The sequence below is a fragment of the Vibrio sp. 1151_11 genome (genome assembly GCF_029478525.1).
GTDB classification, from domain to species: domain Bacteria; phylum Pseudomonadota; class Gammaproteobacteria; order Enterobacterales; family Vibrionaceae; genus Vibrio; species Vibrio anguillarum.
The window spans coordinates 136572-153861 of record NZ_SHMN01000005.1 but is presented as its reverse complement, the minus strand read 5'-3'; the positions used below and the strand labels follow the sequence as shown (position 1 = coordinate 153861).

Here is a 17290-nt window from a genome sequence, read left to right as displayed (position 1 = left end):
TTAAATAAGGCCTAGAATTAAGTTACTATTCAACACATTGTAAGAATCCTAAGTAGGGGGAAACCATGGCCGAGCAAATTGAATTTGATCAAGCTCACCTAACCCTCCAAGAAGTCAGCGAAGCTTTAGAAAATGGTCGTTTTGTCCATGTCCGTCGCCAATTGCAGGACATGGAGCCAGAAGATATTGCTCACCTCTTAGAAGCCTCTCCACGTAAAAGTCGGGAGGTGTTATGGCAACTCACCGACCCAGAAGACTACGGTGAAATCCTTGATGAGCTCAACGAAGACGTCAAAGATGCCCTAGTTTCCAAAATGGCACCCGAAAAACTGGCGGAAGCGACCGAAGGCATGGACACCGATGACGTGGCCTATGTACTGCGTAGCTTGCCAGATGACGTGTCACGCGAAGTGCTTTCGCAGATGGACAGCGCTGATCGCCAGCGCGTTGAAACCGCGCTCTCCTATTCAGAGGAAACAGCCGGCGGGATCATGAATACCGACGTGATCACCATTCGTGGTGACGTTGATATTGACGTGGTTTTACGCTATTTACGCATGCGCGGCGATCTGCCCGAAGCAACCGATGCACTTTACGTGATTGACGATGAAAGTAAGCTGATTGGGCATCTCTCACTCACCACCTTGCTGACCACGCAACCGGATATTCCAGTAAGTGAAGTCATGGATGATGCCGATGAGGCGATTTTGGTCACCACCAGCGACTCAGATGTTGCCAGCCTGTTTGAACGTCGCAACTGGGTGTCCGCGCCTGTGGTGGATGAAAACCAGCACTTGGTCGGTCGGATCACCATTGATGACGTCGTTGACATCATTCGTGAAGATGCCGAACACTCAATGATGAGTATGGCTGGTATGAACGATGACGAAGATACCTTTGCTCCGGTAGTCAAATCCGCACGTAAACGGACTATCTGGCTTGGGGCAAATGTTTTGGCCGCCCTCGCCGCCGCCTCTGTTTCCAACATGTTTGAAGCAACACTGGATCAAATGGCCGCCATTGCCGTGCTAATGACCATAGTGCCCTCAATGGGTGGTGTCGCAGGTAACCAAACCGTGGCCTTGGTCATTCGTGGTTTAGCATTGGGACATATCGGTGACAGTAACCAACGCGAATTGCTATTCAAAGAAGCGGCAATCGGTTTTTTAAATGGCATCATGTGGGCTACCATTATTGGCGGCATTGTGGTGGCATGGAAAGGCAATTGGATGCTTGGCGGCATCATTTCCGCAGCAATGATGGCCAACCTACTCATTGCCGGGATCGCCGGCGTCACCATCCCAATTTTACTGAAAAAAATGAAAATCGACCCGGCTCTTGCTGGCGGAATGGCGTTAACAACCGTCACCGATGTGGTTGGGCTTTCTGTCTTTCTCGGCTTGGCGACCATTTTGATGTAGCCCTATTTTGATGTAACCCTATTTTGATACATACCCAAACCACCCATAAAAAAAGCTTGGTTGTTATACCAAGCTTTTTCATATTCAGCTTAAGCGATTATTCGCCCGCAATTTTCATCGATTCAAGTAAAATAGACCCGGTTTGGATTTGCGAGCGTGTTTCGACATCACTCCCTACCGCCACCATTTGCTGGAACATATCTTTCAAATTACCCGCGATAGTAATCTCAGATACAGGGTATTGAATCACACCGTTTTCAACCCAGAAACCAGCGGCGCCACGCGAATAATCACCTGTCACTGCATTAACACCTTGGCCCATCACTTCAGTGACTAACAAGCCTGTGCCTAACGCTTTAAGCATCTGCTCAAAATTTTGTCCTGTGGATTGAACATACCAGTTATGGATGCCACCCGCGTGACCAGTTGGAGTCATCTTCATTTTACGAGCGGCATAGCTGCTCAGAAGATAAGTAGAGAGCACACCATCGGTAATGATTTGGCGGTCTTGCGTAAATACCCCTTCACTATCAAATGGGCTTGATGCCAACGCACGTAATACATGGGGTTTTTCGGCAATATTGAACCAATCGGGTAAAATTTTCTCGCCTAACTTATCAAGTAAAAAGGAAGATTTACGATACAAGCTGCCACCACTGATCGCCATCACCAAATGGCCAATCAAACCTGTCGCTACATCTGCGGCAAACATCACCGGAACTTTGCCCGTCTTCAGTTTTTTTGCATCTAAACGGCTGATGGTTTTTTCTGCGGCTTGTTGCCCGACCAGCTCTGGCGACCATAAATCGTCGCGGTGACGTGCAACGGTATAGCTATAATCACGCTCCATCTCACCATTTTTACCCTCACCAATCACGCAGCAGCTAATGCTATGACGGCTAGAGGCATAACTCGCGAGCAAACCATGGCTATTACCATACACTTTCACACCGTAATGGCTGTCATAACTTGCGCCATCACTTTGTTTGATCTTGTTGCTGTAAGCTAACGCTTTCTCTTCTGCAGCAATGGCAATTTTAGCGGCCATGTCCGGGTTAGGTTCATCCGGATGGAAGAGATCTAAATCAGGAATCTTTTGCACCATTAACTCTTTAGGTGCCGGACCTGCATAAGGATCTTCAGAAGTGTACAGCGCAATATCAAGCGCGGCAGCGACCGTCTGCGCAATTGCTTTTTCACTGAGATCTGACGTCGACGCACTGCCTTTACGTTGCCCACGATACACAGTGATGCCTAATGCCCCATCACTGTTAAATTCTACGTTTTCAACTTCACACATTCGCGTCGAAACACTCAGGCCGGTACTTTTGGTGATCGCCACTTCAGCAGCATCAGAACTGAGCGCAGCCATCTCTAATGCCTTAGCAACCGCCGCTTCAAGTTCGATGCGCTGCTGAGCAACTTGTTGTTTTACGTCCATATCTCATCAATTATTAGCAAACAATGTCATTAGGATAACAAGAATTTCGCTTTCTCCCCACGATTCTTGCTAAAATAGCTGACATACATAACTCAATAGATGAAGAAAATGGCGCGTAAGAATCAAAAAGCTCCTTGGGAAGAAGAAGAGGAGATCATTTGGGTTAGCAAAACCGAAATGAAAAACGACATGACTGAGCTACAAAAACTGGGTGAAGAGCTGGTTGCTCTGAAGCCATCTCAGTTAGCAAAAATTCCGATGTCTGAAGATTTGATGGATGCCATCAAAGATGCTCAGCGTTTTAGCATGGAAGCCAGACGCCGCCAACTGCAATACATTGGTAAAATGATGCGTACCATCGATGCTGAACCGATTCAAGCGGCATTGGATAAACTGCGTAACAAGCACTCACAAAATACCGCCATGCTGCATAAGCTCGAACAGATGCGTGATCGTATTGTGGAAAAAGGTGACAGCGCGATTGAAGATGCGATGGCACTCTATCCAGAGATGGATCGTCAACGTCTGCGCCAATTAGCGCGTCAAGCAAATAAAGAGAAAGCCAACAGCAAACCACCAAGAGCATCACGAGAGATTTTCCAAGTGCTCAGAGAGCATAACGATAAGTCAGTTTAACCTGTCATAGTGCTGATTAGACGCAAAAACCTCACCTAAACGTGTGAGGTTTTTTTTATTCCCCTGCACGCACAAAATCACTGAGCTGCGCGTCTGCGTGTTGCGCGGAAAGTGCCTCAATGCGATCACTCACTAACACATGTCCTTGAGCCATAAACGCAAAATGGCTCGCAATCGCTTTGGCATCACTAATATGGTGCGTCACCATCACAACAGTGATCGCTCTTTCTGCGGCTAACTGCTTAACCAAAAGCAGCATCTCTTCTCTGAGTAGCGGATCCAAGGCGGAAAAGGGCTCATCCAGCAGCCAGATAGGATGTGGTTGTACAAAACAGCGCGCCAGAGCAACTCGCTGACGCTGCCCCCCTGATAGCTGCTCAGGCAAGCGATCAAGTAGCGCAGCCAAACCCACTTGCTGCGCAGCGCACTCAACTAACGCCTTTTGCGAAGTGGTTAATTTCAGCCCCGGATGTAACCCAAGGCTAATATTTTCACGCACAGTGAGATGGGCAAAAAGATTGTGCTCTTGAAACAGCATCGAAAAAGGACGCAAGTGTGGCTCCTGCCCAAGTAAGGATTGCCCTTGCACTTGGATATCGCCGCTTTTCGGTGCAATAAAGCCCGCAACTAAGCTCAGTAAAGTCGACTTGCCCGCGCCACTTGGCCCCATCAAAGAGAGAATCGCCCCTCGCGGTACAGAGAGCGAAAATTCAAACCACTCCTGTTGATACTCATAGTGTACGGCCTTGAGTTCTAACATTGCTTTACCTTTGAATATGAGTGAAATAACCGCTCAATGAGGGCAAAACAACCCACACTGAGTAACAACAGCGTAAGAGAAACCACCGCCGCCGCTTGCATTTGGTAACTGCCCAGCAGTTGGAACAGGTAAAGCGGTAAGGTTCTAAACTCTTGGCTACCAAATAGAGCAATCGCACTTAAATCCCCCATTGAGAGCAAAAAGCTGATCGCAAAGGCATGCGCTAAGGGTTTACGCAACGCACGCAGCTCAATCACTTGCAAACGCTGCCACCCTTTAATGCCAAGGCTGGCACATAACCATTGATATTGCTGCGCGATATGCAGCATAGGTTGCGCCAATGTTTTCAACACATACGGCAATGCCATTAAGCCATTGACGAAAAAAACTACCCAATACGCTAGGCTAAATGCATCTGTCCAGATACGCAGCAACAGAAAAAGCCCGGTGCTGATAACAAGCCCTGGCGTGACCAAAATAATCGCGCCAATCAACTCTAGTTGGTCCGCCTTACGGTTGTGCTGCTGCAGGCGCCAAGCGCGAGTCGTGATCAGTATGGCAACCCCAGCCGAAACAGCAACCACGCTTGCCAATAACGCCACTTGCAGTGAAGCCCAAAGTGCACGCCAGAATTGCTCATCACTCAAGACGTGAAAAAGCTGCGAATTTAAACCGCTCAAGATGACCATCACCAGCGGCGGAAGTACTAACAGCAACGCAAGGAAGATCCATGTGCCGTCCCAACATTGCGCTTTGCGATTATCTCGACTAACCACATAATCACTCGCTTGACGCCCTGTGGTGATGGATAACGGCTTCGCTAAGCGTGAAATGGATAGAGACAGCAGCCCGCATAACAGCATCTGCCACAGCGCAAGCAGCGTGCCGGCTTGTAAATCAAAATCAAATTTGATCGCCTGATAAATCGCCAGCTCAATCGTGGTTGATTTAGGCCCGCCGCCAAGTGCCATCACAGTGGCAAAACTGGTAAAACAGAGCATGAACACCAAACCACAGACATGAGGAAGCTGCTGACGCAAACGCGGCCATTCAACCCAACGAAATTTGTGCCAATGACTCATGCCAAGATGCGCGCATAACTTATGTTGTTCAGCCGGGATCGACTCTAACGCTTGCAGCAATAAACGGCTGGCATACGGGAGATTAAAAAACAGATGCGCCAGTAAAATACCGTTTAATCCGTAAATGGAAAACGGCAGTTTGCTATCAAACCACGCGAGCAGCGAGGCGAGCAGACCGCTATTACCATAAATGGCCAACAAACCAAATACGCCCACCAGCACTGGAAGCACTAAGGTCGTTGCAAACAATTTAATCAGCAGCGCGCGTCCGTAAAATCGACGACGGTAAAGTGCGTGAGCAACAGGAACCGCGAAACCAACACTGAGCAGCATCGACAAGCTGGCTTGGTAAAAACTAAATTGAGTAACATGGCGATAATACGGGTCTTGCCATACGTGCATCACATTTAAGCTGGGTGCTTGTAACAGCAACGCCGCCAATGCACTGATGACAAAGGTCGCGACAAGCATCGCGACCCCAATGCCTATTTTAGGAATAGCATTCAAACTTTATCGAACCTTAAAACGTTAAGGCGGTTTGCCACTCACGGATCCACGCTTTACGCATCTCAGACACCTCTTGTGCGCTAAAGGTAAGCGCCTTTGGTGGCACAGCCAGCGTTTCAAAACCTTTCGGTAGCGCGACAGACGTCACAGGATACATCCAGTTTCCGGTTGGCATCACCGACTGAAATTGATCACTTAAAATAAAGTGCATGAACTCATCGGCCAATTTGCCGTTATCACTGTGTTTTACTTTCGCAGCCACTTCCACTTGCATGTAGTGTCCTTCGGCAAAATCAGCAGCCGCGTACTTGGCGTCATTTTCCGCAATTAAATGATAGGCTGGAGAGGTGGTGTAAGAGAGCACCAGATCGGACTCACCCTTAAGAAACATCGCATAGGCTTCTGACCAACCTTTGGTGACTGTCACCGTCTTATTGGCGAGCTGTTGCCATGCTAAATTGGCTTTCTCACCATAGACAGATTTCATCCACAGCAGTAAGCCTTGACCGGGTGTTGAAGTGCGTGGGTCTTGATAAATAACTTTAAGATCATCGCGCTTCTCTACCAACTCTTTTAAGCTTTTCGGTGGGTTTGCTAATTTCTCTTTATTGTAAACAAAGGCAAAATAGCCGTAATCATAAGGAACAAACGTTTCATCACTCCAACCACCGGGTAGCGTGACTTGGCTCGTCTCGACATTATGATTTGTCAATAAGCCAGTCTGTTTGGCCTCAGCCATTAAGTTGTTATCTAAACCGAGTACGATGTCTGCTTTACTGTTATTACCTTCAAGACGTAAACGGTTTAGGATCGATACCCCATCATCGAGTGCCACAAACTGAAGATCGCAAGCGCATTGTGCTTCGAATGCTTTTTCAATCGCCGGTCCCGGGCCCCATTCTGATGCGAACGAGTCATAGGTATAAACGGTAAGGATATTGTCAGCGGCATGCGCTGAAAAAGAGGTGATGGTAGCAAGTGCAATGGTATTAAGAGTGGTGTTCAACTGGTCGCTCTCCTTGGTTGAGCGGCACAGGCTTGAGGAGGATGAGAATATTCCATTATTCCTATTCTGAGATCCTAACCCAATTCCTACGCCAGCATTATCTGGTTCAGGTTTACGGGTCCCAAGCTCACGCTTGATCTCAGCAGCATTCATTGAGATGAATGATTTGCTCCCCGTTGAGTGAGGTGGATTGTAATTGGAATTAACGCAATAAGCTACACCGTTGGGCGTGAGTCATATCCCCAACGCGGCACAAGCCCTTGTTCAACGCCTAAATGGTCCAAAATACGCGCCACCATAAAATCGACCAAGTCTTCAATTGACTGTGGCTGATGATAAAAACCGGGGGCAGCGGGCATAATGGTGACGCCCATTTGCGACAACTTGAGCATGTTTTCTAAATGTAAGGTGGAAAACGGAGTTTCTCGCACCACTAACACCAGTTGGCCACGCTCTTTCATCACTACATCGGCAGCACGTTCGATCAAATTATCGGACATGCCATGGGCAATCGCCGCAACGCTGCCTGCCGAACATGGGCACACCACCATCTGTTTTGGCGCGGCAGAGCCCGAAGCCACTGGAGAGAACCACTCTTCTTTACCGCACACAACAAGCTGTGAGGCATCGCAGTGTAAATGTTCCACCAACGCTGTTTTGGCTGCCTCAGTCCCACTGGGCAACTTCAAACCGTGCTCGGTTGCAAGCACAACACGCGCGGCCGAAGAGATCAACAGATACACTCGGTAATCTGCAGCCAATAAACACTCCAACAGACGAAGTCCGTAAGGAGCACCTGAAGCGCCAGTAAAGGCTAAAGTGATGGCTTTCTGTTTTGTTGTCATAACTCTCTATTTCGTTTGTGTCGCTGGCATTACATGGCTTGATTTAATGCAAGTAGGAGCTTGTTATGAATACCTTCAAAGCCACCATTGCTCATCACCAAAATGTGATCGCCCGGCTGGGCTTCCTGCGCAATTTGCGCGACGAAAGCATCAATATCATCATTCACTTGCGCTGGTTGTGAGCATTGGTCAGCCACATCCTGCACCGACCAAGCAAGATTGTTCGGCTGATAGAGATAAACTGAATCGGCTTGCTGTAATGACGCCGCTAAAGTTTGCTTATGTACGCCCAACTTCATCGTAGCCGAACGAGGCTCTAAAACCGCGATAATTTTCTGATCGCCTACCTTATTACGTAAACCACCCAAAGTAAGTTCAATGGCCGTTGGATGATGAGCAAAATCGTCATACAACGTAATACCATTCACTTCGCCTTTGAGCTCTAAACGACGTTTGGTATTGATAAATTTGCCCAAAGCTTGACAGGCTAAATCTGGAGTGACCCCTACGTGACGCGCCGCACCAATCGCCATTAAGGCGTTATCGACATTATGATCGCCAACCAAATCCCAAGTTACGCGCCCCACGCGTTCATTGTCAAAGAACACATCAAATTGCGAACCATCACGCGTGATTTTTTCAGCTTTCCACTGCGCTTGCTCACCGGTAAACTCGGTTTCGCTCCAGCAGCCACGTGCGAGAACATCCGCTAATGCGCGCTCTTTTTGCGGAGCAAAAATACGACCATTGCCCGGAACAGTACGCACTAGATGATGAAATTGGCGCTTAATCGCTTCAAGATCGTCAAAAATGTCCGCATGATCAAACTCTAAGTTGTTCAACACTAAAGTGCGTGGATGATAATGGACAAACTTAGAACGCTTATCGAAAAAAGCACTGTCATATTCATCGGCTTCAACCACAAAAAACATGCTTTCGCCCAAACGCGCAGAAATGCCAAAGTTGCCAAGTACGCCTCCCACCAAAAAGCCCGGTTGGTAACCACAATCTTCCAAGATCCACGCCAACATGCTCGACGTGGTGGTTTTACCGTGTGTGCCAGCCACCGCAAGGACCCAGCGGTCATGCAACAGGAACTCTTGCAACCATTGCGGGCCAGAGGTGTAACGCAAGTTGTGGTTCAGCACATATTCAACACACGGATTGCCGCGACTCATGGCGTTGCCAATCACCACCAAATCAGGCTTGGGCTCTAATTGAGCAGGGTCAAAACCTTCGATAATCTCGATCCCTTGAGACTCCAATAACGTACTCATCGGTGGGTAAACGTTGGCGTCGCTGCCGGTAACTTTATGACCTAATTGCCGCGCTAAAACGGCAACACCGCCCATAAACGTACCGCAAATCCCAAGAATGTGAATATGCATAAATCCTAGCCTCGCACATGGCGTTGTGAGTGATTGCCTCCATTATCACCATCCATTTAAGAAAAGCGAGCATGTTTGCAACTTCTAAAAAGTCGACAAACAAATTGAGATCTCAATCTGTTACTTCATTACCATTAAAAAGATCTAAGCCCTAAAATCGCAGTGTTACCCAAACGTTATCAAATGGGTCACTCGTTTCGGCCGACATCCCAACAAGAGGATGCGTTGTGAAACAATCACTCCCCCTATATAGCTATGTTAAGGAAATAACATGTCTGAGATTCGCACTCTTGGCGAGTTTATTGTTGAGAAACAACATGACTTCCCCCACGCAAGCGGTGATCTTTCATCTCTGTTGTCCTCTATTCGTCTTGCGGCAAAAATTGTTAATAGAGAAATCAACAAAGCAGGCCTTGCTGATATTACCGGTGCAGTTGGTACGGATAATATTCAAGGCGAAGAACAACAAAAACTCGATGTCTACGCCAACGAAAAATTTAAAGCGGCGCTTGAAGCGCGCGATCAAGTGTGTGGTGTCGCCAGTGAAGAAGAAGATGAAGCGGTTGCGTTTAGCAAAGAGCTCAACAAAAACGCAAAATACGTGGTGTTGATGGACCCGCTGGACGGCTCATCCAACATCGATGTCAATGTCTCTGTCGGCACGATTTTTTCTATTTATCGCCGCGTATCGCCAGTCGGCACGCCACCAACACAAGAAGACTTCTTACAACCCGGTAATAAACAGGTTGCGGCTGGTTATGTTATTTACGGCTCTTCAACCATGTTGGTGTATACCACTGGCAACGGCGTAAATGGCTTTACTTATGATCCGTCACTCGGCACTTTCTATCTTTCACACCCCAATATGATGACCTTCGATGATGGTAAAATTTACTCCATCAATGAAGGTAACTACATCCGCTTCCCAACCGGCGTCAAAAAATACATTAAATACTGCCAAGAGAATGTGCCTGAAGATAATCGCCCTTACACGTCACGTTACATTGGTTCGCTAGTGGCGGATTTTCACCGTAACCTGCTCAAAGGTGGGATCTATCTATACCCAAGCACGCAAAGCCATCCAAACGGCAAGCTGCGCCTATTGTACGAATGTAATCCAATGGCGTTTTTGATTGAACAAGCAGGCGGTATTGCTTCTGACGGTGTCAATCGCGTGTTGGATATTAAGCCGACAGAACTGCATCAACGTGTGCCATTCTTCTGCGGTTCAAAAAATATGGTCCATAAATTGGAAGAGTTCTTGGAACTCAATCGCGATTAAATCAGCTCAATGAGCGCCTAACTCTAGGCGCTTTTTTTATCGATAAATATGAGGCAAGACTCTCTTTTTACGGTTTACACCGTTTCCTATTTACCGCTAAAGTTGCAACACAAGCGTTTACGTTCTGTTAATCAACCCAAAACAATTCAAGTCCAGCGACGAAAAAGGAAATGCTAAATGAGCTTAAACAACGTTCCGGCAGGAAAATCACTGCCTGATGATATTTACGTGGTGATTGAAATTCCAGCCAACGCCGACCCAATCAAATACGAAGTCGACAAAGAATCTGGCGCGGTATTTGTGGACCGTTTCATGTCTTCACCTATGTTCTACCCATGCAACTACGGTTATGTGAATCACACCTTATCGCTCGATGGCGATCCTGTCGATGTGTTGGTGCCCACGCCTTATCCGCTCATGCCAGGCTCGGTGATTCGCTGCCGCCCAGTTGGCGTATTGAAGATGACCGATGAGTCTGGTGAAGATGCCAAAGTGGTGGCGGTTCCTCACTCCAAGCTCACCAAAGAGTACGACCACATTCAAGACGTAAATGACCTGCCAGCACTACTGAAGGCGCAAATTACACAGTTCTTTGAACGCTATAAAGAGCTTGAAGCGGGCAAATGGGTCAAAGTCGATGGATGGGAAGATGCCGCTGCCGCGCGAGCTGAAATCCTGACTTCATTTGAACGCGCTCAAAAATAGTCACCATCATTAAACAGTCACGATAGTTATATACCCAAACAACTTGGAGTTGCAGGTAGGCGGCAAGTGAGTGAGTCCCCATGAGCATAGGCAAACTATGTGATTGGGGTGAACGAACGTAGCCAACACCGCTGCAGCTTCAAGTAGGAAGGGGATAAGTGTCGTTATAAATAAAAAGCCACATCCTGCTAATACGCTGTGTGGCTTTTTTATTTCCATTTTCAACGCCGTTCGTTACACCCGTTGGCACCAGTCTCCAGAATCAATCACAGCAGTAAGACGGCTGTGATCTTGATAGAGATAAATCCACGCACGGCCAAATGGGGTTTCGATCGTTTCACGGCGATATTCGATGGGAATATCTTCTAAAAGATCGAGTTTTGCTAGTGTTTGCTCATCCACTCGATATACCTCACCAACTATCGATTGCTGTCCCTGAGCCAAGCCAGGATATGGACCTAGATCATACAGCGCATAGTCAGCCGGCGTGTAGAACGATCCTAACATTTCGCTTGTCTCAAGCAGATGCGCATTACTTTCACCACGGCGTAATGTGCCGTAGACAAAAACCAGATGTTGCATATGACTGTCCCTAGTTAAATTCAAACTGATACAAAAGATCCACCGCGCTATCTAAGCCGGATACCGCTTCAACGTACAAATCCCTCATCAAGCGGTAACGCACGGTAAATTCGCCCACCGAGCTGAAAATACCAACACCATATTTCACTTGTAGCCCCGGTAAAATATAGCCGCTTACCGTCACTTGTGAATCATCACCGGAACCAGCCGTATCCAATTGCAGATCTTGCACGCCGAAGGCTTGACCAATTTCGCCCACCACCTTACCGCTTTGTGCCAAGCTCAAACCAATCAGTGCAGTGGTCATCGCATTGCCACCCGCCTCGCCATCAATATTCTGACCACGAAGTAGGTAAGAAAGTGCATTGGCTTGTGGCATCGCGGGTTCTGAAAAAATGGAGACTATGGGTTCATCGGCAGAGCCGGTCACTTTTACTCCTGCAATCACGCCATCTTGTGTGTTATCTGGGTTGCGCACCGCTTTAATCGAAACATAAGGTTGATCAACCGGTCCATTCATTAAAATTTTGCCTTCTTGGATCAGCAAATCTTGTCCAAAGGATCGATACGAACCATTTTGGATATTTACTTCTCCAGTAATAAAAGGGCCTTTATCCTTTTGCGCCACATTGAGGCGGCCAATCAAGCCGCCTTGCAAACCAAAGGCACTGAGCCGGAAATCATCACCAATCGAGATGTTTACATTCGTTTCAACGTTAAATGGCATGGCGCTTTGCTCGCTCACAGGCTGTAAAGCAGCGTCCAATATCACTTGATCTTTGGAGACACCAATCGCGCTCGGAGGCAACTCTTCTACCACGATACGTCCCCAAGGCAGGTTAATATTCCCTGTCACAGTGGCCAGTTGAGGTTCTAGTGTGATGCTCATGTCTGGGATAACTTTAATCTTGACGATAGGCGGCAGATCCACCAATAGCTCATCGGCCAACACGCGCAGGTTGGCACGCCACTGCTCCATTTTCTGCCAGTCGGCATCCCCCTTGATACTCAACTCGCCATCCGCAGTTTGAATCGCTGCATTGAGCAAGGCTTGGTAACCATTAAAGTCCATCGCCACTCGGCCCGAGGTAACATCCAGCGGCGAAATATCGCCTTTGACGACAATGTCATCCACCACCACGCTGCCCGTCACTTTCGGGTGCAACATCGGCCCACTGAAGGCAAGTTGACTGCTAATCTTCGATTTCGCTTGGCTATAATCCCCAAGCAGCGGCTGTAGAAAATCAATATTAAAGGTGGAAAGCGTTAATGCGCCATCCATCATTTTTTCTTTTGCCATTAGATCCGCAATGGTGATTTGCCCCGACAGATCGCCATTATCGGTCACATCCACTAGCCAACGAGCAAACAGCTTGTTCTGTTTAAGCGTACTTTCAATAGTGACGCTATCCCAACCTAAAGTAATGGCTTGGTCGATGTGCTGCGTTACTTCACCTTGGCTTAAGCTGAGTGACACTTTCGCTTGAGGCGCTGTATTGGGCGCCCATTGAGCTGTGAGACTGACATCGGCTTGGCCTTTAAGTTGAGTCTCTTGTGGTAAAAACATTGCGATTTGCTGAAAATCAAAATGGTTGAGAGAGAGCTCGGCCGCGCCACTTTGCCCCACAGTCGCGTCTTTATCTAAGCAGAGCGATGCTCCCTCTTGCTGCCAACAATGCGCGGCAATCGTGACTTGTTGTTTCTCGATATTAACCGCAACAGGTGTCGCTTGGTTTAATAGCCACGGCCCTTGTTCTGTGGACAGTTGTACTCGTTCCAGCGCACCTTGCCACTGCATCGTCGGCTTATCTTCAAAAGATCCGCTGATCGCCAAGCTGGTTGAAATCAGATTTGAAATGACGTCTAAGCTCAGTTGATGCTGCGCCTGCGTGCCTGAAAAACGCAAGTCCACACTATCAACTAACTGCTGCTGGTAGCTCAACTGGCTCGCCTGCAATTTCACTTCGGCTTGTGGTACAGGAAGTGGCGTAACATCACCAGTTAAAGTCACCTGCTTTAGGGTCGCTTGTTGCTGCCAAGCAAGATCATTTGCATTGAGGCGCAGCTTGATTTGTGGCTGCTGTAAATCACCACGCAGATAAATATCGCCAATCACTTTGCCGTGCAAATCAGGAACACTTTTCACCAAATCCGAAAAATCAACCGATAAGCCCATACGCCACTCTTTATCCAGCTCACCTTTGGCCGTAATCTGGTTGGGTCCATGGGCTAACGTTAAGCCGCTGGTCGACACAGTAAAAGCGCCTTTCCCTGTCATATCTGATGCGTTTAATTGACCTTCAATATTCAGTGGGTAGCCACGCAACACACCCTCAATATCCAAAATAGGCAGCGCAACGTTCCAACCGCCCTGCTCGGTCAACTCACCCGTGGTTTCGAGCTTACCGCTGATCACGCCTTCGGCTTCCGGCCACTGTAATCCCGGCTGAATCTGTTCTAAATTCAGCGCCGCTTGCCAGTGAATTGGGGCTTGCCAGTTGGCCATCACTTGGCCAGCAATTTGCCCCCCTAAGGTATCGATTAGCAAAGAATCTAAGTTGATTTGCTGTAAAGTGCCTTTACCAGCAACATCCAGCCTCACATCGGGCAGATCTTTACCTTGCAGTTGGCCCTTGAGCACCACGCTATATCCGTCGAGTGAGCCTTGAGTTTTTAAACTCGGCACGCGAACAAAATAGTCTCCTTGCCCAATCAATGGCCACTGTGCTTGAACATCATCTAACGAAATATCAAACGGGATCTCAGGTTGCAGTAGCGCCAATTGCGCATTTAAGTTTGCTTGTGCAAGCCCGCCCAGTTTCGCGTTGAGCGTTAAATCACCCAAGCTCCCCGAAGCCTCTAGTGCCAGTGTTTGCCCCTGAGCTTCGGCCATTTTGAGCGTGCTTTTTAAAGAGAGATTGAGCGGATAGTCTCCCTTCAGCTGCGCATCAGCTTTTAGGTTGGCAATCAATTGTGGCAGCTCAAGCTCAAGTGATTTTAATGAAACACTGCTCTGATAAGCATTGGCGACCAAACCAAGATGCTTGACAACCAAAGGCTCAGCTTGCTGAAGAGTAAACTGGTTGATATCAAAACGCTCCACTTCCAATTGCAGCGGAATGATCACCTCTTGCAAGGTGATGGGCGTTTTCACCGCAGGTGCCGCCGTCGATGATACGGTTGTGGATGGAGTGGATTTGGATTGTGCGCTTGAGGCTGAATCGACATCTTCATTGCTCGCAAGCTTCAGTTGAATATCGCTCCAACTGGTTTTGCCAATCCGTAAGCGATTACCTTGAAATGAGGCATGGGTAGAAAATTGCTTCCATGCCAGCGTATTACCCAAAATATCCAGCTGAATATCATTGAGCTCCACACGGCCAACCTTAATTGGCACCGGTGTAGAGATTGACGTAATGGGATCAGAGGCAGACGAAGGCTCACCTTGCGTCGAAGGGGGAAGCTCTGGCAGTGCCAGCCTTAATCCACTGATCGCAAGTTCATTTAAGCAAATTGAAGGCTCCAATAAGCAGCTAGCACTTATGGCTAATGTCACGCGCTGCACATCGAGATCGAGCTTTAATGCTTCATCGGAAAAGGTGACTTGGTTGAGCGTGAAACGTGGAAAAATGGCACCTTGAGCACTGGCAACCTGCAGTTGTGGCAGCGCTTTTTGCGCTCCCCACAATAGGCCGTTAAGCCCTGTATTGGTAAACAACAAGGCTGCGAGTGCAATAAATACCGCGCCCAACAAGGTGAATAAAATCGCCGATGCCCATTTGGTTATCTTCAACATCACTTTGGTCATAGTTCAGGCCCCAAGGTGAAATGCAGCTGAAATTCATCGCCGGGATTGGCGTCAAGCCCCCATGCAAAATCTAAGCGGATCGGTCCAACCGGAGAAGCCCAGCGAATCCCGGCTCCCACACCAGTTTTCCAATCCGGCGAGTCATTAAAGGCATCGCCATAATCGACAAACAGCGCGCCCCACCAATTTCCAACCAAGCGATATTGATACTCCAACGAACTGGTGGCGATGTATTTGGCCCCAGTCAGTGCGCCACTGGCATCTTTAGGTGAGATAGATTGATAGCTATACCCTCGTAAATTGTTATCGCCACCAGCAAAGAAGCGCAGAGAAGGCGAGAGTTTGTCAAACTCTTCACTGAAGTTTGCGCCGCCGTCTAAACGCAATAAACCACGGTGGTTTTGCCCAGCGCTGCGTATCCAAGCCGTGCCCGCCAACAACCGCACCACACGCGTTTCAGAGACGAAATTTGGATCGCCATACTCAAGTGTGATGCTCTGTTTATCGCCCCACATCGGCATTGAACCACCACGAACACGCGTACGAGAATAGGTCGCTCCCGGTAATACAAACTGGCCGACATCGCTTTGCAAACCTTGTTCGTAGTTTTCTATCAAATAACGAACGAATAGGGTTCGATGCCAACCACCATCACGCAGCCAGTGGCGTTCAAACGATAAGTTAGACTCCAAACTCTTCGTATCACGGTTATCGACATTCTTCATTCCATACTGAATTCGATAATATTCACGCCGCACATCTTCTAGCGGTATTTTGTAGCCAGCGGTAATAGTCTGCTCTGGGGCAGAAAGGGAGAAACTGCTATCAAAACTGTGGCCGAGGCTGTTAACCCAAGGTTTCTTCCACTTGAATGAACCACGCACTCCCACATCCGTTGAGTAACCTAAACCGGTTTCAAGCTGATTTCGAGCTTGCGGTGCAAGGGAAACCTTCATCGGCAGTTCGCGACCGTTCTCCAGTTGGCTAAGATCGGGTTCAACAAAAACAGAGGAAAACCAATCGGTATTGGATAAGTTTTGGTTATATTCCCCTACCTTGGAAACAAGGTAAGGATCATTGGTTTTATAGGGCTGAAGTGAGCGAACTCGCTGATCTTCAATTTGGCTGCCAGTAATGAGCGAGGGACCAAAATGGTAACGAATACCACTGTTAAAATGAAGGCGTACGAAAGCTTCATTCAACTCTGGCGCAACTTCCAAACGGCTTAATTCAAAATTCCCGTTAAAATAACCTTTTTGCAACGCTAAGTTACGGATACCCGATTTCAAAGCATCGTACTGGCCATGATTAACCGCCGCGCCCACTTTAAGGGCATTGCGGTTAATAAGATTGGCAAAATCAGCATCAGATTCAGCTTCCCCGCTGATCACCACATCCATCTCTTTAATGGTTGTTAGCGGTCCAGGATTGATATTGACCATCAGCTCTTGCTCATCGCTCACCACCACAAACTCAAATTGAGGATGGTAGTAACCCAGCGCGACAAGCGCTTCCGTCATGCTTTTCTCTAAACGAGATTGAAAACGAAGATGCGTTGAATAGTCGCTCTCTGGAATCGACGATAAATAGGCTTCAACGTTGTTTTCTAATTCACCCTCTAAACCATTAATGGTTAACGCCACCTTGGCATACGCCGAAGTGGAAATAAGTAGCATCGTGAATAGAACTGGTAATGATTTTCGTCTCATGCTTAATTAAAGGAACAGTTGAGTAAACAGATCGTTAATGGATGGAAATCATACCGCCAATAGCAAGCTCCGTCTGTATGAAATCAGTCAATTATTCGGGCTGAATGTGAAACAGTGG

The 17290-nt window shown here is 47.8% G+C and carries 13 protein-coding genes and 1 riboswitch; of the genes, 4 read left to right on the top strand and 9 right to left on the bottom strand.

The features are described from left to right. Positions 1-65 precede the first annotated feature (65 nt). Positions 66-1421: a magnesium transporter gene (gene mgtE / locus EXZ60_RS05980; RefSeq protein WP_013855966.1), complete on the top strand. Its 1356-nt coding sequence runs from the start codon at positions 66-68 to the stop codon at positions 1419-1421. A gap of 97 nt (positions 1422-1518) precedes the next feature. Here the strand turns inward: mgtE and pmbA are convergent, their stop codons facing one another. Beyond that, complete coding sequence (gene pmbA, locus EXZ60_RS05975) at positions 1519-2862, bottom strand: metalloprotease PmbA (protein ID WP_277435447.1); 1344 nt, start codon at positions 2860-2862, stop codon at positions 1519-1521. 108 nt (positions 2863-2970) lie between these two features. Here pmbA and yjgA point away from each other — a divergent pair, with 108 nt between their 5' ends. Then, positions 2971-3498, top strand: coding sequence for a ribosome biogenesis factor YjgA (gene yjgA / locus EXZ60_RS05970; RefSeq protein WP_010318810.1), 528 nt, complete (start codon positions 2971-2973; stop codon positions 3496-3498). A 55-nt stretch (positions 3499-3553) separates the two neighbouring features. Here yjgA and thiQ read toward each other — a convergent pair whose 3' ends face one another. The 5 genes from thiQ to mpl form a co-directional block, all read right to left on the bottom strand. Then, the gene (gene thiQ, locus EXZ60_RS05965; RefSeq protein ID WP_017046452.1) at positions 3554-4258 is read right to left on the bottom strand and encodes a thiamine ABC transporter ATP-binding protein; all 705 of its coding nucleotides are present in this window, start codon (positions 4256-4258) and stop codon (positions 3554-3556) included. Continuing rightward, a complete protein-coding gene (thiP, locus tag EXZ60_RS05960) occupies positions 4252-5847 on the bottom strand; it encodes a thiamine/thiamine pyrophosphate ABC transporter permease ThiP (RefSeq protein ID WP_277435446.1) in 1596 nt (531 codons plus the stop codon). Before thiP ends, thiQ begins: the two co-directional genes overlap by 7 nt. 13 nt (positions 5848-5860) lie before the next feature. Beyond that, positions 5861-6853: a thiamine ABC transporter substrate binding subunit gene (gene thiB, locus EXZ60_RS05955; RefSeq protein WP_277435445.1), complete on the bottom strand. Its 993-nt coding sequence runs from the start codon at positions 6851-6853 to the stop codon at positions 5861-5863. A gap of 66 nt (positions 6854-6919) precedes the next feature. Then, a riboswitch (TPP riboswitch) is annotated at positions 6920-7039 on the bottom strand. A gap of 29 nt (positions 7040-7068) precedes the next feature. Then, positions 7069-7698, bottom strand: coding sequence for a flavin prenyltransferase UbiX (locus EXZ60_RS05950; protein ID WP_277435444.1), 630 nt, complete (start codon positions 7696-7698; stop codon positions 7069-7071). Between the two features lie 29 nt (positions 7699-7727). After that, positions 7728-9086 (bottom strand): UDP-N-acetylmuramate:L-alanyl-gamma-D-glutamyl-meso-diaminopimelate ligase, encoded by a 1359-nt coding sequence (gene mpl / locus EXZ60_RS05945; RefSeq protein ID WP_064625920.1) that lies wholly within the window; start codon positions 9084-9086, stop codon positions 7728-7730. A gap of 271 nt (positions 9087-9357) precedes the next feature. Between mpl and fbp the strand changes: the two genes are divergently transcribed. Together fbp and ppa are read left to right on the top strand one after the other, a co-directional pair. Continuing rightward, positions 9358-10368: a class 1 fructose-bisphosphatase gene (fbp, locus tag EXZ60_RS05940; RefSeq protein WP_013855958.1), complete on the top strand. Its 1011-nt coding sequence runs from the start codon at positions 9358-9360 to the stop codon at positions 10366-10368. 177 nt (positions 10369-10545) lie between these two features. Next, complete coding sequence (gene ppa / locus EXZ60_RS05935; RefSeq protein WP_010318803.1) at positions 10546-11073, top strand: inorganic diphosphatase; 528 nt, start codon at positions 10546-10548, stop codon at positions 11071-11073. A 234-nt stretch (positions 11074-11307) separates the two neighbouring features. On the opposite strand, the gene EXZ60_RS05930 is transcribed toward ppa, so the two are convergent. Genes EXZ60_RS05930 through EXZ60_RS05920 form a run of 3 tightly spaced genes read right to left on the bottom strand, consistent with a single transcriptional unit; the run spans position 11308 to position 17172 of the window. Beyond that, entirely contained in the window at positions 11308-11655 is a 348-nt protein-coding gene (locus EXZ60_RS05930) for a gamma-glutamylcyclotransferase (RefSeq protein WP_029190032.1), read from the bottom strand. Positions 11656-11665: 10 nt separating this feature from the next. Continuing rightward, positions 11666-15463, bottom strand: coding sequence for a translocation/assembly module TamB domain-containing protein (locus tag EXZ60_RS05925; protein ID WP_277435443.1), 3798 nt, complete (start codon positions 15461-15463; stop codon positions 11666-11668). Beyond that, the gene (locus EXZ60_RS05920) at positions 15460-17172 is read right to left on the bottom strand and encodes an autotransporter assembly complex family protein (protein ID WP_013855954.1); all 1713 of its coding nucleotides are present in this window, start codon (positions 17170-17172) and stop codon (positions 15460-15462) included. The genes EXZ60_RS05925 and EXZ60_RS05920 overlap by 4 nt, the downstream gene beginning before the upstream one ends. Positions 17173-17290: the final 118 nt, after the last annotated feature.